The sequence below is a fragment of the Streptomyces sp. SP17BM10 genome (assembly GCF_036322405.1).
GTDB lineage: Bacteria > Actinomycetota > Actinomycetes > Streptomycetales > Streptomycetaceae > Kitasatospora.
Map to the genome: position 1 here is coordinate 83,993 of NZ_JAQYXB010000539.1, position 18,938 is coordinate 102,930.

General features: G+C 74.2%; 19 protein-coding genes. 10 read left to right on the plus strand and 9 right to left on the minus strand.

The window, feature by feature from the left end:
- Positions 1-117 precede the first annotated feature (117 nt).
- The 5 genes from PUR71_RS12260 (at position 118) to PUR71_RS12280 (ending at position 4,323) form a co-directional block, all read left to right on the plus strand.
- Positions 118-723, plus strand: a complete 606-nt coding sequence (locus tag PUR71_RS12260) for a PadR family transcriptional regulator (RefSeq protein WP_329926970.1) — start codon at positions 118-120, stop codon at positions 721-723.
- A gap of 222 nt (positions 724-945) precedes the next feature.
- On the plus strand, positions 946-1,815 hold the full coding sequence (locus PUR71_RS12265; protein WP_329926971.1) for a class I SAM-dependent methyltransferase: 870 nt from the start codon (positions 946-948) through the stop codon (positions 1,813-1,815).
- 278 nt (positions 1,816-2,093) lie between these two features.
- Positions 2,094-2,978 carry an isocitrate lyase/PEP mutase family protein gene (locus PUR71_RS12270; RefSeq protein ID WP_443077430.1) on the plus strand — a complete coding sequence of 295 codons (885 nt, stop codon included), beginning with the start codon at positions 2,094-2,096 and terminating at the stop codon, positions 2,976-2,978.
- Complete coding sequence (locus PUR71_RS12275) at positions 2,975-3,295, plus strand: hypothetical protein (protein ID WP_329926972.1); 321 nt, start codon at positions 2,975-2,977, stop codon at positions 3,293-3,295. The genes PUR71_RS12270 and PUR71_RS12275 overlap by 4 nt, the downstream gene beginning before the upstream one ends.
- Positions 3,292-4,323, plus strand: a complete 1,032-nt coding sequence (locus PUR71_RS12280; RefSeq protein ID WP_329926973.1) for a bile acid:sodium symporter family protein — start codon at positions 3,292-3,294, stop codon at positions 4,321-4,323. Before PUR71_RS12275 ends, PUR71_RS12280 begins: the two co-directional genes overlap by 4 nt.
- Positions 4,324-4,425: 102 nt before the next feature.
- On the opposite strand, the gene PUR71_RS12285 is transcribed toward PUR71_RS12280, so the two are convergent.
- Genes PUR71_RS12285 through PUR71_RS12295 form a run of 3 tightly spaced genes read right to left on the minus strand, consistent with a single transcriptional unit; the run spans position 4,426 to position 7,444 of the window.
- Positions 4,426-5,268: a hypothetical protein gene (locus tag PUR71_RS12285; RefSeq protein ID WP_329926974.1), complete on the minus strand. Its 843-nt coding sequence runs from the start codon at positions 5,266-5,268 to the stop codon at positions 4,426-4,428.
- Entirely contained in the window at positions 5,265-7,061 is a 1,797-nt protein-coding gene (locus PUR71_RS12290; RefSeq protein ID WP_329926975.1) for a GMC family oxidoreductase, read from the minus strand. The genes PUR71_RS12285 and PUR71_RS12290 overlap by 4 nt, the downstream gene beginning before the upstream one ends.
- Positions 7,058-7,444, minus strand: a complete 387-nt coding sequence (locus PUR71_RS12295; protein WP_329926976.1) for a hypothetical protein — start codon at positions 7,442-7,444, stop codon at positions 7,058-7,060. The genes PUR71_RS12290 and PUR71_RS12295 overlap by 4 nt, the downstream gene beginning before the upstream one ends.
- Positions 7,445-7,767: 323 nt before the next feature.
- Between PUR71_RS12295 and PUR71_RS12300 the strand changes: the two genes are divergently transcribed.
- Positions 7,768-8,526, plus strand: coding sequence for a G1 family glutamic endopeptidase (locus tag PUR71_RS12300; protein WP_329926977.1), 759 nt, complete (start codon positions 7,768-7,770; stop codon positions 8,524-8,526).
- 92 nt (positions 8,527-8,618) lie between these two features.
- On the opposite strand, the gene PUR71_RS12305 is transcribed toward PUR71_RS12300, so the two are convergent.
- Both PUR71_RS12305 and PUR71_RS12310 read right to left on the minus strand, forming a co-directional pair.
- Positions 8,619-9,563 carry an esterase/lipase family protein gene (locus PUR71_RS12305; RefSeq protein ID WP_329926978.1) on the minus strand — a complete coding sequence of 315 codons (945 nt, stop codon included), beginning with the start codon at positions 9,561-9,563 and terminating at the stop codon, positions 8,619-8,621.
- A 369-nt stretch (positions 9,564-9,932) separates the two neighbouring features.
- Positions 9,933-11,075: an MFS transporter gene (locus PUR71_RS12310; protein WP_329927172.1), complete on the minus strand. Its 1,143-nt coding sequence runs from the start codon at positions 11,073-11,075 to the stop codon at positions 9,933-9,935.
- Positions 11,076-11,283: 208 nt separating this feature from the next.
- Here PUR71_RS12310 and PUR71_RS12315 point away from each other — a divergent pair, with 208 nt between their 5' ends.
- Positions 11,284-12,201: a winged helix-turn-helix transcriptional regulator gene (locus PUR71_RS12315; RefSeq protein ID WP_329926979.1), complete on the plus strand. Its 918-nt coding sequence runs from the start codon at positions 11,284-11,286 to the stop codon at positions 12,199-12,201.
- 53 nt (positions 12,202-12,254) lie between these two features.
- Here PUR71_RS12315 and PUR71_RS12320 read toward each other — a convergent pair whose 3' ends face one another.
- A complete protein-coding gene (locus PUR71_RS12320) occupies positions 12,255-13,100 on the minus strand; it encodes a serine hydrolase (protein WP_329927173.1) in 846 nt (281 codons plus the stop codon).
- Between the two features lie 101 nt (positions 13,101-13,201).
- Positions 13,202-14,149 carry a LysR family transcriptional regulator gene (locus tag PUR71_RS12325; RefSeq protein ID WP_329926980.1) on the minus strand — a complete coding sequence of 316 codons (948 nt, stop codon included), beginning with the start codon at positions 14,147-14,149 and terminating at the stop codon, positions 13,202-13,204.
- Positions 14,150-14,282: 133 nt separating this feature from the next.
- On the opposite strand from PUR71_RS12325, the gene bla reads away from it, so the two are divergent.
- Complete coding sequence (gene bla / locus PUR71_RS12330; RefSeq protein ID WP_329926981.1) at positions 14,283-15,191, plus strand: class A beta-lactamase; 909 nt, start codon at positions 14,283-14,285, stop codon at positions 15,189-15,191.
- 111 nt (positions 15,192-15,302) lie between these two features.
- Here bla and PUR71_RS12335 read toward each other — a convergent pair whose 3' ends face one another.
- On the minus strand, positions 15,303-15,761 hold the full coding sequence (locus PUR71_RS12335; protein ID WP_329926982.1) for a DUF5709 domain-containing protein: 459 nt from the start codon (positions 15,759-15,761) through the stop codon (positions 15,303-15,305).
- Between the two features lie 167 nt (positions 15,762-15,928).
- Between PUR71_RS12335 and PUR71_RS12340 the strand changes: the two genes are divergently transcribed.
- Positions 15,929-16,225: a hypothetical protein gene (locus PUR71_RS12340; RefSeq protein WP_329926983.1), complete on the plus strand. Its 297-nt coding sequence runs from the start codon at positions 15,929-15,931 to the stop codon at positions 16,223-16,225.
- Positions 16,226-16,408: 183 nt separating this feature from the next.
- Here PUR71_RS12340 and PUR71_RS12345 read toward each other — a convergent pair whose 3' ends face one another.
- Positions 16,409-17,068, minus strand: a complete 660-nt coding sequence (locus PUR71_RS12345) for a hypothetical protein (protein WP_329926984.1) — start codon at positions 17,066-17,068, stop codon at positions 16,409-16,411.
- Between the two features lie 184 nt (positions 17,069-17,252).
- Here PUR71_RS12345 and PUR71_RS12350 point away from each other — a divergent pair, with 184 nt between their 5' ends.
- The gene (locus PUR71_RS12350) at positions 17,253-18,935 is read left to right on the plus strand and encodes a serine/threonine-protein kinase (RefSeq protein WP_329926985.1); all 1,683 of its coding nucleotides are present in this window, start codon (positions 17,253-17,255) and stop codon (positions 18,933-18,935) included.
- The last annotated feature ends 3 nt before the right edge of the window (positions 18,936-18,938 follow it).

Here is an 18,938-nt window from a genome sequence, read left to right on the forward strand (position 1 = left end):
CCGCTCCCCTGAGCCGCCTCCCCGTCTGCCTCGAATAGAGATACCTCGGATCGAGGCACATCGACAAGAGGTAAAGTAGCGCGCGCACCGGGCGCACTCCGACGAAAGGGCTTCACCGTGCTGACGCTCGCGATCCTGGGGTTCCTCTACGACCAGCCGCTGCACGGCTACGAGCTCAAGTCCCGGATCACCGGCCTGACCGGACACGTCCGGCCGGTCAGCGACGGCGCGCTCTACCCCGCCATCACGCGGCTGGAGAAGGCCGGCCTGCTGGACCGCAGGACCGAGCCGGGCACCGGCGCCGTCCCCCGCCAGACGCTGGCCCTGACCGCGGCCGGGCGGGCCGAACTGCGGCGCCGGCTCGCCGATCCGGAGCAGGCGGAGATCACCGACCAGATCCGCTTCTTCGCCCTGGCCGCCTTCCTCCACCACCTCGCCGACCCGGCCCGCCAGGCCGCGGTGCTGCGGCGCCGGCTCGACTTCCTGGAGGCGCCGAGCAGCTTCTTCTACGACGGGCGGGGCCGGCCGGTCACCGCCGAGCGCGAGCCGAACCCGTTCCGCCGGGGCATGCTGCTGGTCGCCCGGGCCTCCGGGGCGGCGGAGCGGGCGTGGCTCGCGGAGACGATCGAGCAGCTGACGGGGGCGGGCCCCGGGGGATCGGCAGGCTCAGACTCGGCCGGCTCCGGCGCGGCGGAGCCGGGCGCGGCGGACTCGGGCGCGTAAGCGGGGCTCCCACGCCCCTGCCGAACAGCACAGAAACGGCACCGAAACAGGACCGAACGGGACCGAACGGCAGGGTGCGCAAGCGGAATTGCCCCCCTCGCCACCTGGTCCCACCGGGCCCCTCCGTCGCTATGATGATCCGCCTCACGCCCGACGGGTCCGAGCGGCACCGGTGCGGCGTGACCCCGCCACCGGGCCCCGCCCGCTCCCCTGGAGGCCGCCGTGACCACGTGCGAGACCGCAGCCGTCCAACCCGCCCCGACGAAGCGGGACGACATCCCCGGCTGGTTCTTCAGTCTCGACCGGGCGGCCTTCGGGCACCTGCTCACCGCCCAGAGCGCGGCCGGGGTCACCGGCGACATCCTCGAACTCGGCAGCTACCTCGGCCGCAGCGCCGTCCTGCTCGGCGACCACCTCCGGCCCGGCGAGCGGCTCACCGTCTGCGACCTGTTCGACTCCGACGCGGGCGACGCCGACAACGCCGCCGAGATGGAGATGTCCTACCGCAGGACCCTCACCCGCGGCGCGTTCGAGGCCAACTACCTCGCCTTCCACGCCGCGCTGCCGGAGATCATCCAGGCCCCCACGTCCGTGCTGGCCGACGGCCGGATCCCGGCCGGCAGCTGCCGGTTCGTCCACGTCGACGCCTCGCACCTGTACGAGCACGTCACCGGGGACATCGCCGTCGCCCGCGCGGCGCTCGCCGACGACGGCCTCGTCGCGCTCGACGACTACCGCCAGGAGCACACCCCCGGCGTCGCCGCCGCGGTGTGGGAGGCGGTGTTCACCGGCGGCCTCCGGCCGGTGCTGCTCACCCCGTCGAAGTTCTACGGCACCTGGGGGGACGCCGCCGCCGCACGCGAGGTCCTGCTCGGCCGCGACTGGCGGGCGGAGGGCTACACCGTGGACGAGGACACCATCGCCGGGGCGCGCGTCCTGCGGCTCAACCACCAGGTCAAGGTGCCGGTCCAGCCCTCCGCCCCGCGCCGGCTCGCCCTGGACCTCCTGCCGCCGGTGGCCACCCGCGCCACCCGGCGCGTGCTCCGGACGCTGCGCGAGCGCCGCGCCGCCCAGGCGGTGCGCCCCGCCTAGGAGCGCGCGGGACAGCGCCCCGACGGGGTCGGACGCCGGGCGGCGTCCGGCCCCGTTCGCGCGTGCCCACGTGGTGGCGCCCCATTGCCGTAATGGCCGATTTCGCATCACCCACACGGGTGAATCACCCTAAAAGATTTGCCCAAGGAACATTAAAGAGCACATAGTGATGCCACCTCGACTTGGTCTAGGAAACGCCAAGTCCAGGCAAAGTCATCGCGGGTGAATCACGTGAAACACGAGTGGATCGCGAGTTGATCGCGGGTGAGGAGAAGGCCTTGTTCCACGGAAGCACGGCGGGCGGATACGGTCAGCGCCTGCGCGAGGACATCGCGCGGACGGGAACCACGCCGCCCATCGGGGTGTACGACATGTACTCGGCGTCCATCGCGGCCGAACACTACGACGGAATGTTCGTCTCCGGATTCGGTTTCGCCGCCTCCTACTACGGCCTGCCCGACATCGGCTTCATCGCCTGGCCGGACATGCTCTCCTTCGTCGAACGACTGCGTGGCGCCTTCCCGCACCACCACCTCCTGGTCGACATCGACGACGGCTACGTCGATCCCGAGGTCGCCTGCCACGTCGTGCGCCGGCTCGAACGCACCGGCGCCTCCGGCGTGATCCTCGAGGACCAGAAGCGCCCGCGCCGCTGCGGCCACGCGGACGGCAAGCTCGTCCTGCCGCTCGACGAGTACCTGGAGAAGCTGAACCTCGTCCTGGAGAACCGCACCGACCTCGTGGTCGTCGCCCGCACCGACGCCACCGAGGAGCAGGACATCCTGCGCCGCGCCCGCGCCCTGGCCGAGACGGACGCCGACGTCGTCCTGGTCGACGGGGTGCGCAGCGAGGAGTGGATCCGGCGGATCCGCCGTGTCGTCGGCGACAAGCCGCTGCTGTTCAACCAGATCGCGGGCGGCAAGTCGCCCCGGCTGTCGCTGTCGGAGCTCGGCGACCTCGGGGTGGACGTCGCGATCTACAGCACGCCCTGCCTCTTCGCCGCGCACCGGGCGATGGACGAGGCGCTCGCCGGGCTGAAGGTCAGTGACGGCCGGCTCCCGGCCGCCCCGGCGAACGGCCAGCCGGTGGGTGTGCGGGAGTCCACCGAGTTGTTGGAGCGGAACATCGCCCGCTCCCGGGGGCTCGTGGAGGTCACGGCGTGACGCTCGGGTCACCCGGTCCGGTCCGTCACCGGGCACACGCCCGGTGGCGGACCGGCGCCGCCGGACTCGCCGGGGCGTGTGCGCTGCTCGCGGGCGGTGCACCGCCCGCGGCGGCGGGCGGACTGATCACCGTCATCGACAACTCGAACGCCGACTCCTGGCTGGAGGTCGACCGCACCGCCAACGTCCAGCAGGGCGGCGGCTCGGCCGGCAGCGACCACGACGGCGCCGGGTCGGTGGTCGGCGGGGCGGTGGTCGGCGGGGCGGGCGCGCTGCTGGGAGCGTCCGGGCCCGGGACGAAGGGAGGTGATCGATGAGCCTGCAGTGGCTGCGGCGGCGCGGCGTGGATCCGTACATGGCGGCGCTGGCCGGCACCGTCGGGCTGGCCGCCCTCTTCCCTGCGACCGGCAGCGCCGCCCGCGCGGCCGCGGTGGCCTGCGACGTCGCGGTGGCGCTGCTGTTCTTCCTGTACGGCGCGCGGCTGTCCACCCGCGAGACCCTGGCCGGGCTGCGCCACGTGCGGCTGCACGGGCTCGTGCTCGCCTGCACCTTCGTCCTGTTCCCGCTGCTCGGGCTGGCCACGGCCCTGCTGACCCCCGCCCCCCTCACCGATCAACTGCGCACCGGCGTGCTGTTCCTGTGCCTGGTCCCGTCGACGGTCCAGTCCTCGGTCGCGCTCACCGGAGCGGCCGGGGGCGACGTCCCGGCGGCGATCTGTGCGGGCACGTACTCCAGCCTGGCCGGACTGGTGCTGACCCCGCTGCTCGCCGCCTGGCTGCTGGGCTCGCACGCCGCGCTCTCGGCCGACGGACTGCTGCGCATCGCGGCCCAGTTGCTCGCGCCCTTCGTGCTCGGGCAGGTGCTGCGGCAGTGGATCGGCGGCTTCCTCGGACGGCACAAACGGCTGCTGACGCCGGTCGACCGCGGCTCGATCCTGCTCGTCGTCTACACGGCCTTCAGCGCGGCGACGGCCCAGGGCATCTGGCGCCTCGCCACGCCCGGCGCCCTGCTCGGCCTCGCGGGGGTGCTGCTCGCCCTGCTCGCCGCCTCGCTGGCCGCCGCCCGGCTCGGCGCGCGGGCCCTGGGGCTCGGCCGCCCGGCCGTCGTCGCGGCGATGCTGTGCGGCTCGCAGAAGAGCCTGGCCAACGGCCTCCCGATGGCCACCGTGCTGTTCGGCGCGGAGGCCGGGCTGATGGTGCTGCCACTGATGCTCTACCACCAGCTCCAGTTGGTGGTCGGCACGGTCCTGGCGACCCGCTGGTCCCGCGGCCCGGGAGAGGCGCCGGCACCCCGCGACCCGGCGCAGACCGGCCCGGAGCAGACTGCGTCGGCGCTGCGGGGCTGAGTGCCGGGCCGGCGCCGGGGTGGCACCGCGTCCTGCCGCCCCGGGCCTGGAGCTGACCGGCAGGTGCGGAGGAACCGGTCCGCCCGGCCGCACCGGGGCCGGTCAGCGGATGTAGTACGGCCGGTTGTGGGCGGCGACCGGCGGGGACTGGTAGGTCCACACGCCCGCGGCCGGCGCGTCGGCGACGAGGTGGGCGAGGTCGCGGGCGGGCTCCTCGGCCGGGTTGCCCACGTCGAGGCGGACGCGGTCGGCCGAACGGTCGTCCAGGGCGTGGAAGCGGTAGGGCTGGTAGACGTTGAGCGGCCCGGCGAGCAACCGCCCCTCGTCGTCGGTGCCGTACCCGGTGATCGGCGTGTTGGTGACCGGCTCGGCCGCGAGGCCGGTCAAGTCCGCCTCCAGCGACAGCAGTTCCTCCTCGTGGCGCTGGAGACCGCCCTCGTCGATGCTGCCCCGGCGGCAGGAGACGGACCAACGCTCCTGCACCGAGGGCGCGTTGAGGGAGGGCATCAGCGTCTCGAACCAGCCCGCCCGCTTCGGCTCGGCGTAGAGGAGACGCCCGGCGTCGATGGCGAGCGGGTTGTCGCACAGCACGTGCAGCCGCGCGATGCCGAGCAGTTTGGTCTGGTCGTAACCCCGGGCGTACTGCCCGTAGGTCAGCTCGGGCAGCCGCTCCTCGGCGAACTCCGGGTGGGCGACGAGGTTGATCTCCACCTCCTGGGTCATCCCGCCGCCGCCCGGGTACTGCGCGAAGTACAGCTGGTAGTTGACCGACACGCAGGCCCGCCCGTCGAACAGCGCCGGCACGAGCCCCGGATGGCGCTTGCGCAGCAGCTCGCGCGCGCGCTCGGGCGCGATCAGGAAGTCGACGCCGATGTTGTGCAGGGCGCCGTAGTGGAAGGGGAGGTAGTACGGCTCCGGCACGGGCGGGAGCGGAAGGCCGGTCATGGCGTCTCCGGGTTCGGGGCGGGGCGGTTGGCGCTGGACGGCGGGGTGGCCGCACTTGAGGCACCGACGGCGAGCGGGCGGCGCAGCTCCAGCAGGTCGAGGTGCATCCGCTCCGCGCTGCGCAGCGCGAGCGCGGCCATGCTGAGCGTCGGGTTGGAGGTGCCGAGGGAGGGCATCGAGCCGCAGCCGACGGCGTACAGGTTGGGGTGGTCCCAGCTGCGCTGCCACTGGTCGACCACGGACGTGCCGGGGGTGTCGCCCATGACGTGGGTGCCACCGGCGTGGCCCGCACCCCGGTAGCCGTACACGGCTCCCTCGTGCTCGACCCGGCCGGGCCACTGCGATCCGGCCGGGTAGGCGGTGTGGTCCTCCGCGCCGAGCAGCGCGAACAGCTGGTCGGAGACGGCCCGGGCGGAGGCCATGCCGTCGCGGACGTACGCGGTGAGGTCGTAGCGGATCGCCGGGCTCGGCAGGCCGAGCGGGTCGCGCCGGTCGGGGTCGAGGGTGACGCGGTTGGCCGGGTCGGCGGGCTGCTCGAGCTCGAACTGGAGCGAGAACTGCCGGCCCAGTCGGTCGCCGAGGCGTTCGCGCAGCTCCTTGCCGCGCAGTCCCGCGGCCAGCGCGGCGCGCGCCTCGGACTGCGGGTCCCCTCCGGCCCAGGACCAGCCCCAGTTGCCGATCTCGATGCGGAACGGCGCTCGCCGCTCCCGTCCGGCGCCGAAGCGGAAGGCCTCGAGGCCGCTCGTGGAGCCCGGCCCCCGGTAGGGCCCGACCGGGCCCGGCATCAGGCCCCAGGTGAGCAGCGCGGGGTGGTCCATGAGGTTGCGCCCGACCTGGTCGCTGCGGTTGGCGAGCCCGGAGAGGAGCAGCAGCCGGGCGTTCTCGATCGCGTGCGCGGCGAGGACGACGAGGCCCGCGTCCACGCGGTGTGCCTCGCCGCCGTACGTCAGGTACTCCAGGCCGGTGGCGCGGCCGGTCACCGGGTCGGCGAGGACGCGGCTGACGACGGCCTCCGTGCGCAGTTCGACGCTCGCGGACCAACCGGCCTGGGTGCGCCGCGGCGTGTACTTGGCACCGGTCGGGCAGGCCGGGACGCAACTGGCGCTGCCGGCGCAGAGCGGGCCGGTGGCCTCGCCGGGCCGGGTGGGCCGGCCGTTGCGGGCGTGCGGGGTCGCGGTGACGGCGACGCGGGCCGGCGCGCGCACGGCCGGGTCACGGACGGTGCGGCCGTCGAGGTCGCGGGCGAGTCGACGGTCGAGGTAGGAGGGCGGGAGGGCGCGCATCGGGAACTCGTAGCCGTCGGGCAGGGGCAGTCCGACGGCGGTGCGCTGGTCGTGCGCGTCGGCCGCGACGCCGAGTTCGCGTTCGGCGTCGCGGTAGTGGGGCTCCAGGTCGTCGTAGCCGATCGGCCAGTTGCGGCCGTGCCCGAGGTCGGCGGTGCGGAAGTCCTCGGGGTGCATGCGCGGGGTGAGGCCGGTCCAGAGCAGCCCGGTGCCGCCGTTGGCGCGCAGGTAGCCGCTGGCGTAGGGCAGCGGGCCGTGCTGGACGAGGTGGCCGCCGGGACCGGCGAGGTCGCCGACGTCGGGTGAGGGCGCGTCGGGGTTGTGCGGGTACGGCGAGGTGGGCGGGCCGCCGCCGGCGGCGCGGTAGGCGGCTGCGGTCTCGGCGGCGCCGGGGACGGTGCGACCGGCTTCGAGCACGAGCACGCGCCAGCCTTGCGCCCCCAGCCGCTGGGCGACCAGCGAACCCGCGATGCCCGCCCCCACGACGACGGCGTCCCAGCGTACGCTCACAGCTCCTCGCCTCCCCGGGGCGCGTCGCCCCAACTCCCGTGCCCCGGCGCGGCGGCGCCGGGCGGGTCGGCGTGGAACGTCCGCCACACCAGCGCCCCGTCGTACGCCCGCGCGGAACCGGGCGACTCCCCCGGCCAGGCCCCGACGTACCAGAGGTGGACGAGCGCGTGCTCGTCGCGCACCCGGTGCGCCAGCACGGTCCGGTGGTGCTCGTGCGCCATGCCGGTGGCCCGCAGCTCCGGTTCGTCGAAGCCGGTCAGTCCGGCGCAGACCCGGAGGAACTCGTCGAAGTCGGCGAGCTCGTCCAGCCCCTCGAGGTCATCGAGTTCGTCGGTCCCGTCGTGGTCGTCGAGGTCGTTGTCGAAGTCGTCGTGCACACTCAAGCGGGCACCCCCACGCAGTCACCGACAGGTGGCCAGGCCATGACACCCGAACCCGCCCGCGATCCTGCCTCCTGCGCCCACCGTCAAACCATCCATGCCAGAAAGCGCCCGAAATCGATCACACATGATCGCTGCTGGCGTGATCGCGCATGACTCCCGATCATGACGTGCCCGGGTGGGGCACTCAGTCCGGGCGTGGAGCACCCAGGGATCTCCCAGGAACCCCCTGCAATTCGTTATCGCCCGGTAACTCTTCACCGCCGACGCGCGGCGTTACCGTTGTCGACGCTTGGTCAACTCCACTCCCTCACACAGGAGTAGCCATGTCCATAGCCCGTCGACGCACGCCCCGACGCGCCCTCGTCGCCTCCTCCGCCGCCCTGCTGACCGTCCTCGGCGGCGCGGCGCCGGCCCTCGCCACCACCGCCCCCACCATCGTCCACGCCCCGCTCGGCCACCACGGCGGCGGCGTACTGCGCAGCACCAGCAGCAACTGGGCCGGTTACGCCGCGACCGGCGGCAAGTTCACCAGCGTCAGCGCCAGTTGGGTCCAGCCGTCCGTCTCCTGCTCCGGCACCGACACCTGGTCCAGCTTCTGGGTCGGGATCGACGGCGACGGCAGCAACTCGGTCGAACAGCTCGGCACCGAGGCGGACTGCTCGGGCGGCTCGCCGGTGTACTCGTCCTGGTACGAGATGTACCCGGCGTACCCGGTGAACTTCTCCAACTCCGTGCGGCCCGGCGACCACTTCACCGCGAGCGTCACCACCAACGGTTCCGGGTCGTTCACGCTCACGCTCTCCGACACCACCCAGGGCTGGAAGCGCAGCGTCAACAAGACCCTGCGCAGCGCCGCCCTGGCCTCCGCCGAGGTCATCGCGGAGGCGCCGTCCAGCTCCACCGGCGTCCTGCCGCTGTCGAACTTCGGCACCGTCGGCTTCACCGGGGCGACCGCCAACGGCCAGAGTCTCGGCTCGGCCGGCGCGTCGAGCATCACGATGGCCTCGGGCGGCACCACGAAGGCCACGACCTCCGGGCTCAGCGGGGGCAACGCCTTCTCGGTGACGTGGAAGCACAGCTGACGTAGCGCCCGCCCTCCTGGCGCGTCGCCGCTACCGGCGGCGCGCCGGCAGGACGGGCTGCTCCAGAGCTGCGGGCCCCGGTGCAGCCGGCCTCAGAGCAGCGGGCCGAGGACGGGCAGCACCGGCTTGCACGGCACGGGAACGGGATGCGCCGGGTCGAGCGCGTTGCGGACGTCGGCCAGCGCGATCGGGTCGTACGGGCCTTCCAGGTGGTCGGTGGCGTCGGCCACGCACTGGTCCTGGACGGTGAGGTTCGTGACGTGCGGCCCGGGCGGCAGGTAGGAGTTGGTGTACGGGGTGATGACCTCGTCGAACCTCGACGCGATGACGGTGTACTCGACGCCCGGGAGGGTCGCGCCGCCCGCGTCGAGCGCGGCGATGAACGGCGACCCGGCCTCCTGCTCGACACAGGCCGGGCAGGCGGTGTCGAGCACCGCGTTCGCCCGCTTCACGAGGCGCAACTCCAGCGCCAGCGCGCTGAGACCGTCCAACGTCGTGCCCTCGTTGCTGGGGGTGATGCCGACGAGCTTGGCCACCTTCGCGGCGCCGCCGTCGTTCTTCAGGTAGTAGCGCGGCAGCACGCCGCCGCCTTGGGAGTGCCCGACGAGATCGACCTTGGCCGCCCGCGTGGACGCGAGGACCGTGTCGACGAACGCGGACAGCTGCCGGGCGGAGTCCTCGATCGGCCCGAGGCCCTGCATCGGCGCACCCGCGGCGCCGCCGTAATCGAACGCGTAGACGCAGTACCCGGAGTCGGCGAGCAGCGGGGCCGCGCCGCGCCAGTTGTCGTTCATGTTCTCGGCGGTGCCGTGGACGAGGACGACCGGCTCCGGATGGGCGGCACTCGGCCGGCACGACCAGTCGTTCGCACCGGGCGGGCTGACGTCGGGGGTGAGGAAGCCCGCCGGGTATCCGACCGCGAAGTGGTACTCGACCGGGTACGCCGGAGCCGCTGCCGCCGGGAGGACGACGGTGCCCAGCAGGCCGCCCCCGGCGGCCGCCGTGACCGCGAGCGCCCGTCCTCGACGCGTTCTCATGGGGCACGCCTTCCGGCTGCGCTCTGGAATTCCCGGCGATGCCCCGGCATTCGCCTTTTCCCGACTGCCGATAATCCATTCTGCACGAACCAAAAACTAGCACCGGAGCACGCCCGGCGCAGGTCATGGACCGCTGGACCGTCGCGTTACCTCTCTGCTGGAACATTGAGTGATCAGCAGCCGATCAGACATTCACATGGCGTGACCATGCCTTCGCCGCAAGAGGTTCCGGAATTCCCGAGCCGGATATGATCAGGTCGATTCGTCCGCCTCCCGCACCCACCTGACGCGTCGCAATCGTCATATCCGTGTCCTTGCCGCCGTCCCCGGGCCGATCAGGCCGGGGGGTGCGCAGCAACAACGGACTCCTCAGCCCGCGAGCGCCTCCGGGACCGGGGAGGCCTTCTCCGGGCTGCGCGACACGGTCAGCGGGCCCGCCGCGAAGACGGCCAGGCCGGCGAGGACCGCCAGGCAGGCGCAGACGGGCCAGAGCAGACCCGGGGCGGACTGGTAGAGGGCGCCGCCCAGCGGAGGCGCGAGGACGGTTCCGCTGGTGGAGGCCCCGGCGTAGAGGCTCTGGAAGCGGCCCTGGTACTCGGGCGGCGCGGCGTCCGCGACGAAGGCCGTCGCCGGGGTCTTGTAGAGGATCTCGCCCGCGGTGACCACGACCATCATCACCACGGTGGTGAGGACCGACGCGCCCGCGACCAGGGCCGCGAAGCCGGCGCCGACCAGCAGCAGGCCGGTGCCGATGATCCGCAGCGGCGCCCGGTCGCGCAGCGCCATGGTGACGACCACCTCCAGCGCGAGGATCAGGCCGCCGTTGATCGCCAGCACCACGCCGTACACGCCGGTGCCGATGCCGTGGTCGGCGAGGAACACCGGCAGGACCGAGTACTGCTGCCGGTAGACGGTGTCCACGACGACGATCGCGGGCAGCAGCACCAGCACCGCCGGCCGCTCCCGCAGCGCCGCCCACAGGCCGCCGCGGATGACGGTCCGACCGTTGCGCGGCCCGTCGGCGGTCAGCACCCTGGCGGCGTACGCGGCGAACAGCAGGGACCCGAGCCCGTCGATGCGGAACAGCCACTCGTACGACCAGTGGGTCGCGATGAACGCGCCGAGCACCGGCCCGATGGTGAAGCCCGCGTTGCCCGCGAAGCGCATCACGGCGAAGCCCTGCCGGCGGTCGCCGGGCGGCACGGCCACCGCCACGAGCGCCGAGTTGGAGGCGCGCACGGTGCCGGCGGCGTACTGGAAGACGGGCAGCAGCACGAGCAGCGCGGAGGTCGGCAGCACCGGCAGGGCGAGCAGGCCGGCGCCGGAGACGGCGGAGCCGGTGAGCAGCGTGCGGCGGTGGCCGAAGCGGTCCCCGAACCAGCCGCCGGTGAAGTTGCCCGCCACCAGGCCGAGTCCGCCGGCCCCGGCGATGGTGCCGGCGGCCGCCGTGCTCAGCCCGCGCGGGCCGGTCAGGTAGACGAAGAGGTAGACGAAGGTGAAGGACACCACCATGTTGGCGAAGCCGCCGGCCGCCAGCAGCCAGACCGTCCTCGGCAGCGCGCGCAGCGCGCCCCCGTTCCGCGCGCCGCCGCCGATCCCGTTCCGCTCGGCCACCCGGCCACCCCCGTAGTCCGTTCATGTAAGTTCCTTCTGGGAACGGACTATGTCAGGCTGACGGGGCTAAGGTCAACGCCGTACCCACCCCCGGAAGGAGACCAGGATGGTCCGGCGCGGCGGCCCGGCGGACGACACCTGCGCGATCGCCCAGGCCCTCGACGTGGTCGGGGACGCCTGGACGCTGCTGATCGTCCGCGACGCGGCCCGCGGTCTGCACCGCTTCGAGCAGCTCCAGCAGGAGCTCGGCCTCTCCCGCAAGGTGCTCGCCGAACGCCTGCGCCTGCTGGTCGACTCCGGCGTGCTCGCCCGCGAGCAGTACCAGGACCGCCCGCCACGCCACGAGTACCGGCTCACCCCGCGCGGGCGCGCGCTGCTGCCCGTCCTCGTCGCCCTCCAGGACTGGGGCGACAGCTGGGTCCTGGGCGACGGCACGCCGACGGCCACCGCCGCCGAGCACTCCCGGGAGGCGGAGCGCGTCCACGCGCTGCGCGGCACCCGGATCCCCGAACTGCTGCTCCCGGGCGCCGACGGCCAAGCACTCGATCCCGTCGCCCCGGACTCCACCACCGTCCTGTACTGCTTCCCCGGCGCCTTCGTCCGCGCCGAGTCCTACCCGCCCGGCTGGTCGACGGTGCCGGGCGCGCCCGGCTGCACCCTGGAGTCACGGACCTACCGCGACCACCTCGCCGACTTCACCGCCGCCGGCGCGGCCGTGCGCGGCATCTCCACCCAACGCCCGGACGAGCAGCGCGCGTTCGCCGAGGCCGAGGGCCTGACGTTCCCCCTGCTCTCCGACCTCGCCCTCGACCTCACCGGCGCCCTCCGCCTCCCCACCGTCCGCGCCGCGGGCACCACCCGCCTGAAGCGCCTCACCCTGGTCGTGGACCGGACCCGCACCGTCCGCGAGGTCCTCTACCCGGTCACCGACGTCGCGGGCAGCGTGACGGCGGCCCTGACGGCGGCCCGTGCGATCGGGTGGTCCGCGGCGTCGGTCCGGCCCGGCGGTGGCGGGAAACCCTGACGACACCCTGCCCTCGCGGAACCGTCATCGAGGTGAAAGCCGCGCGCCCCGCGTCACGCCCTCGCCCTCAGCGCGTCGACGGCCAGGCGGGCGGTGGTACCGATCGCGGCGTCGGCGGCGGGGAGGGTGATGGTGGTGGCGGCGGCGCGCGTGAAGACGGCGAGGGCGTAGCGGCCGCCGTCGGGGTACTCGACGACGCCGACCTCGTGGCGCAGCGTCGGGAGGGTGCCGGTCTTGCCGTGCACGCGGACGTCGTCGAAGGGGAAGCCGGAGGCGAGGCGGTGGGGCCAGACCTGGAGGCCGAGGAGGCGCCGCAGGGCGGCGCCGTGGTCGCCGGGGCAGGCGTCGCCGTGCCACAGGGCGGCGAGGAGGGTCGTCATGTCGCGCGCGGTGCTGTGGTTGGTGAAGGCGGGGTCGAGGACCCTGAGCCGGGCGACCACCGCCGGGTCCACCGGGGAACCGTCGCCGGTGTCCTCGACGAGGGCGGCGGTCAGCTCACCGAGCGTGTGGACGGCCACCGTGCGGGTCAGGCCCAGATCGGCCATGGTGCGGTTGACGGTGTCGAGGCCGACCTCGGCCCACAGCACGTCGGCGGCGGCGTTGTCGCTGACGGCGACGGTCAGGTAGGCGAGGTCGCGCAGGGACAGGCGGGCGGCGTCGAGCATGGCCGCGAGGCCCGTCCGTCCCGGGGTGCGGCCGGCGGCGGGGACGTCCACCCGGCGGGTGAGGTCGATCCGGCCCTCGGCGGCCTCGCGGAACAGCGTGACCAGGAGGCACAGCTTGTGGACGCTCGCGGTGCTGACGGCCGTGTCGGCGCCCAGGGCGATCTCGGCGCCGGTGTCGAGGTCGCGCGCGTGCAACAGGCCGCTCACGCCGGCGTCGGCGAAGGCGGCGGCGATGCGGGCGCGCGCGGTACGCGTACCGGCCGTGCGGTCGGCACTCGGGCGCTCGGTTCTCCTACGGTCGCCGGGTGCGCGGTCGCCGGGTGCGCGGTCGCTGGTCACAGCGGGTACTCCATTGCGGGCCGGGGGTAGAGCGGACGGGTGGGAGGCTGGGGCAGGAGGCCGCCGGCTCCGGTCAGCGCCACGTGGGCGGCCTCGGCGAACAGCCGCACGGCGGGCCCGCCGTGCCCGGACGGCCAGGCCGTGGAGGTGCGCCAGGCCAGCGGGGTGCCGGTCAGCGGACGCCACACCGTACCCGGTGGCGGCGCGGTGCGCGGCACCAGGGCGACGGCGCTGCCGGTGAGCACGAGCGCCCCGGCGACGTCCGGCCCCGGCGGCTCGACGACGGCCTCCGGGGTGCAGCCGTGCCGGGACAGGGTGGTGAGCACCTCGTCGTACAGCGCCGGGGCCGTGGCACGGGGGAACAGCACCAGGCGTCGGCCGGTCAGCTCGGCCACCGCCAGCTCGGCGCGGTCGGCGTACGGACTCCCGGCCGCGACCAGGACGCCGAGCGGCTGGTGCAGGACCGGCCCGAAGGCCAGCCCTTCGGCCGGGCAGGGGTGACGGACGACGGCGACGTCCACCGTGTGCTGCGCGAGTTCGCGCGCGACGGCCGCGACCGGCAGTTCCCGCAGTTCGAGCCGGGTGCCCGGGGAGGCGCTCTCGAACCCGGTGAGCAGCGCGGCCAGGGCGGCCGGCCCGAGCTCGGGCGGCACCGCCGCACGCAGCGTGCCCGCCCGGCCGCTGCGCAGGTCGGCGGCGACGGCGAGCAGCCGGGCGGAGCTCTCCAGCACCTCCTCCGCCTCCGCGAGCAGCAGCCGGCCCGCCGGGGTGAGCTCGACCCCGCGCGGACCCCGGTCGAACAGCGTCACGCCGAGTTCGCGCTCGAGGCGCTGGATCCGCTGGGACAGCGAGGGCTGGGCGATCCGCAGGAGCTCGGCGGCGCGGCCGAAGTGCCGTTCCTCGGCGACGGCGCGGAAGTGGCGGAGGTGCCCCAGCAGGTCCATGGGCAGCAATCATAGGCAGTTTCCTATCGATCCGTTCACCATCATGGTCTTGGACTGAGCGCCTGACGGGCTGTTTAGCTGGGGCCGCGGCGCCACAGCGCCACCGACGAATCCCCGACCTGGGAGGACACCCATGCCGTCCGTGCTCCGGCACCCCCGCACCACGCTGCCCGCCATCGCCCTGCTGGCGGTCGCCCTGCTGACCGGGTGCGGCCACAACGCCACGAGCGCCACGACACCCACCACCGCCGCCACTGAAACAACCAGCGCTTCCTTCAAGGGACTTGAGCAACAGTTCGGCGCCCGCCTCGGCGTGTACGCGCTGGACACCGGCAGCGGCCGGGAGGTCTCCTACCGCGCCGACGAGCGGTTCGCCTTCGCGTCCACGATCAAGTCGCTCGCCGCCGGGGCCCTGCTGCGCAAGGCCTCCGACGACCAACTGGACAAGGTGGTCCCGTACCGCCAGGAGGACGTGCTGTCCTGGGCGCCGATCACCTCGCAGCACGTCGCCACCGGCATGACGGTGCGCGACCTGGCCGCCGCCGCCATCCAGTACAGCGACAACACCGCGGCGAACCTCGTCACCGCCGAGCTCGGCGGCCCGGCGGCCGTCCAGCAGACCCTGCGGGACCTGGGCGACACGACCACCAGCGTCGACCGCACCGAGCCCACCCTCAACGAGGCCACCCCCGGCGACACCCGCGACACCAGCACGCCCCGCGCCTTCGCCGCCGACCTGCGCCACTACGCGCTCGGCGACACCCTCACCGAGGACCGGCGCCGGCTCCTGACCGACTGGCTGGTCGGCAACACGACCGGCGGCCCGTACATCCGCGCGGGCGTGCCCTCCGACTGGAAGATCGGCGACAAGACGGGCAACGGGGGCTACGGCACCCGCAACGACGTTGCCGTCGCGTGGCCGGCCGGCGGGCGCAGCCCGATCGTCATCGTCGTCCTCTCCGACCGCGGCAAGGCCGACGCCACCTCCGACGACGCCCTGATCGCCCAGGCCACGAAGACGGTCGTCGGCACGCTCGGCTGACCCCCGTCCCCACCCGCAACGACGGGATGACCGTTCGTGTCCTCGAAGCGACGGGCGAACGATCACCGTCGGGCCGGTCGGCGGCGTCCTGCGCGCACGGATCCCGCGGTCTCAGTCGATGAGCGCCTCGGGGTCGTCGGTGGTGTGCATGGCCGCCTCCTCGGCGCTCGCGGCGCCGCCGGAGATGCCGACGTCCTCGGCGATCAGGTCGCTGCGCGAGCCGGAGGAGGCGATCAGGCGGCCGGAGCGGATCTCGCCCGCCTCGGTGTCGATCGGCTCGCCGTCGGTGCCGTAGGCGTCACCGATGCCGTCCCAGTCGGGCGTGGCGACGTCCGGCAGTTCCTCCGCCAGGCGCTGCGCGAGGCTCTCGCGGGTGCGCTGCTCCGCCGCCGTGATCCCGTGGCGTTCCACGGCGAGCGGGCGCTCGGGGGGCGCGTAGCCTTCGTCGAGCGCCGATTCGAGGCCGCGGTCGACCAGGGTGTCCTGCGGCTCCAGGGGGCCGACGTCGTCCTGCACCTCGGAGCCGTCGGGCTGGTACACCTGGTCGCCCATCAACGCTTCGTCCGACATCAGGTCCTCCTTCACGGACCACCGACCACCGCGCCGAGCCGTCACCGCCCGTCCGTCGTCACTCCCCCAGAGTCCCACGCTGCGGCCGGACCCGCAGGGAACGGCGGCCGGGCCGGTGGCAGGCTGGTACCAGGACACCCCAAGGACCAAGCCCCGGAGGCGCCCGCATGACCGGCCGCCGCGACGACCTGTACGCCAGGATCCTGCTCGCCTGCGCCCGCTGGGCCGATCGGGCCGAGCGCTGCGCCGCGTGGACGGTCCGGGGCGCGGAGCGGTGCCGCGCGTGGGCCGGGGAGGGGGCGCGGCGGCCGGGCGAACTGGCGCCGCCGTCGTGGTTCGCCATCGCGCTGCCCTTCGGGATCGGGTGGTACCGCGTGGCCGGGGGCCTGGCCCGGACGTGGTGCCGGGTCGCACGCCGCTGCTGCTGGGCCCTGGGCCGGGTGCTCGGCGGCCAGCCCGGCTGACGCGCTTCTCGGGGGGGGTGGGCCCCGGCCACGTCCAGCGTGAACCGCGACCAGGTCGAGGCGGAGCTCAGGAAGGTCCTCGGCGTGACGAAGGTGCTCCGGCGGGCCGGCGTGAAGGGGTCGTCTCCTCGTACGTGAACCGCCGCCGCTTCCTCCGGTCTTTCCTCTGAGCCTTCCTCCGACTCAGCGCGCACACGCGGCAACCACCTGTCGCAGGAGAACGGTCGAGGAGACGCCGACGGCGGACCAGGTGTTCTCCGTCTCGTCCTCCGCCCGCGTCCAGGCGGCGACCACGGGGAGTTCGCAGTGGTCGCCGGCCTCCAGTGGGGGGAGGGTCCAGGTCATGCCGTGGTGGTCGCCGACGTCGACGCCCCACGTCGTGAAGGTGCGGGCGTGGACTTCGTCGATCAACTCCGCCCAGCGGCGCGGGGCTTCGGCCGCGGTGGCCGCGTGGCAGATCCCCTCCTCGTCGGGGCCGCCGAGGGTGAGACGGGTCGTGTCGTCGCCCACCGTGGTCGCGGCCAGGCCCTGTCCGCCGTCCCAGCCGGCGTCGGCGCCGTCCGGCAGCCGGTCGGGCAGGCGCGCCGCGAACGTCACCCTTCCCAGCGGCGACGCGGCCTCGATCCGCCACACCGCCGCGAGGCAGCCGGTCAGCGGGCCCCACACCTCCGGGTCCAGCTCAGGGTCGTACGGGGTCAACAGCAAATCCACGCGTGCCGCGTGGTGCTTCCAGCGCGCGACCGTCCTCCCGCCCGGCAGCTCGAATCGCTCGTCGGGCAGCGGCGCGAGTGTGGTGCCCCCGATCGTCGTCGCGAACGCCACCGCGCCGAAGGGTGTTTCCATGACGGGTCTGACGACGGACCACACACGCGTGCGCGCGACGGTGGGGAGCAGCACCGGCCCAGCGTACCGGCCCTTTGCCCGGCCGCACCCGCCGTGGTCACCGAGCTGTGACAACAACCGTGCCACGCTCGGACATTCGGACCGATACCTTGTGGCTCCGGACGTGCCGAGGGGAGCGTGGCGCATGCAGTCGCTGGAGGATGACGATCCGCGGCGGGTGGGCGAGTACCGGCTGCTGCGTCGGCTCGGGGCGGGCGGGATGGGTCGGGTGTACCTCGGGCGGTCGGCGCGGGGGCGGACGGTGGCCGTCAAGGTGGTGCGTCCGGAGCTGGCCGGGGACCAGGAGTTCCGGGCGCGGTTCCGGCGGGAGGTGGACGCCGCCCGGCGGGTCGGCGGGGAGTGGACGGCGCCCGTGCTGGACGCGGACACCGAGGGCGAGCGGCCGTGGGTGGCCACCGGGTACGTCGCCGGGCCGTCCCTGAGCTCCGCCGTGCGGGAGTTCGGGCCGCTGCCCGGGGCGTCGGTGCGGGCGCTCGGTGTCCGGCTCGCGGAGGCGCTCGCCCACGTGCACGCACTCGGGCTGGTGCACCGGGACGTCAAACCGTCCAACGTGCTGCTCGCCCCGGACGGCCCGCGCCTGATCGACTTCGGCATCACCCGCGCCCTCGACGCCAACACGAGCCTCACCAGGCCCGGCTACATGGTCGGCTCGCCCGGCTTCATGTCGCCCGAGCAGACGCGCGGGAGCAACGTCGGGCCGGCGAGCGACGTGTTCTCGCTCGGGGCGGTGCTCGCGTACGCGGCGACGGGCGTGCTCCCGTACGGGGAGGGGGTGGCCCCGGCGGTGCTCTTCCGCGCGGTGTACGAGCAGCCCGATCTCCTCCTGGTGGACGAGACGCTGCGCCGGAACCTCCTCGGCTGCCTCGCCAAGGACCCGGCCGCGCGCCCGTCGCCGCAGCTGCTTCGCGCCTGGCTGGACGACGACCGGGAGGCCACCAGGGATCTGGCGAGGGGGAGTTGGCTGCCGCTGCCGGTGGCGGCCGCGATCGGACGGGCGGCCGCCGAGCTGCTGGACCTGGAGACGGACCGCACCGGGACGACCCACGCCGTGCCGCCCCGACCGGCGTCCACACCGCCCCGCCCGGAGCCGACTCCCCGTCCGACGCCGGGCCCGACGCCGACGCCGCGCAGGCCGACGGTGCCGCCGCCGGGCCCGGCCCCGACCGTCCCCCACCACCGCCCCACCGACCCGACGCGCCCGGCCACCCCCACGAGACAGTGGCAGCCCCTCCCGCCCGAACCCATCCCCGTCTACGGCCCACCGCGCTACCAGCCGCCGCGCCGCCGGCGCGGGAGGCTGGTGCTGGTGCTCGTCGTGCTGGTCGTCCTGCTGATCGCCGCCGCTGGGTACGCGCTGACGCACCAGGAGGCACAGTCGTCCACCACCGATTCCGCGCCGGCCGCCGCGGGGACGGCGCCCGGGGTCCCCGTCGGCGGCGCGGCACGCAACGTCGTGCCGGCCGCCTACCTCGGCACCTGGAGCGGCCAGGCCGTCCACTCGGACAGCACTCCGGCCGGAGTCGTCACCCTCACCGTCGGCCCGGGCGGCATCGGCGACCAGAGCACGGATTCGCGCCTCGACAACGGCGCCACCCGGTGCGAGGCCGTGTGGACGCTCGTCGAGGTCTCCGCGCTCTCGTTGACCTACACCTCGCGGCTGGTGCGCGGCACACCCGGCGGCGGGTGCACGGGAGGCGACGCGAACGACCGCCGCACGCTCCTCATCGAGCGGGACGGCACCATCCACTACGGGGTGAGCCGGGCCGGCGTCGTGTCCCAGGTCGCGGTGCTGCGGAAGACCGGGTGACTC

Coding starts and splice junctions, on each gene's coding strand:
- bla (WP_329926981.1), top strand. CDS start 14,283: ATGCCGTCCGTGCTCCGGCACCCCCGCACCACGCTGCCCGCCATCGCC.
- PUR71_RS12305 (WP_329926978.1), bottom strand. CDS start 9,563: ATGAGAACGCGTCGAGGACGGGCGCTCGCGGTCACGGCGGCCGCCGGG.
- PUR71_RS12280 (WP_329926973.1), top strand. CDS start 3,292: ATGAGCCTGCAGTGGCTGCGGCGGCGCGGCGTGGATCCGTACATGGCG.
- PUR71_RS12315 (WP_329926979.1), top strand. CDS start 11,284: ATGGTCCGGCGCGGCGGCCCGGCGGACGACACCTGCGCGATCGCCCAG.
- PUR71_RS12345 (WP_329926984.1), bottom strand. CDS start 17,068: ATGGAAACACCCTTCGGCGCGGTGGCGTTCGCGACGACGATCGGGGGC.
- PUR71_RS12335 (WP_329926982.1), bottom strand. CDS start 15,761: ATGTCGGACGAAGCGTTGATGGGCGACCAGGTGTACCAGCCCGACGGC.
- PUR71_RS12310 (WP_329927172.1), bottom strand. CDS start 11,075: ATGGTGGTGTCCTTCACCTTCGTCTACCTCTTCGTCTACCTGACCGGC.
- PUR71_RS12340 (WP_329926983.1), top strand. CDS start 15,929: ATGACCGGCCGCCGCGACGACCTGTACGCCAGGATCCTGCTCGCCTGC.
- PUR71_RS12325 (WP_329926980.1), bottom strand. CDS start 14,149: ATGGACCTGCTGGGGCACCTCCGCCACTTCCGCGCCGTCGCCGAGGAA.
- PUR71_RS12350 (WP_329926985.1), top strand. CDS start 17,253: ATGCAGTCGCTGGAGGATGACGATCCGCGGCGGGTGGGCGAGTACCGG.
- PUR71_RS12300 (WP_329926977.1), top strand. CDS start 7,768: ATGTCCATAGCCCGTCGACGCACGCCCCGACGCGCCCTCGTCGCCTCC.
- PUR71_RS12285 (WP_329926974.1), bottom strand. CDS start 5,268: ATGACCGGCCTTCCGCTCCCGCCCGTGCCGGAGCCGTACTACCTCCCC.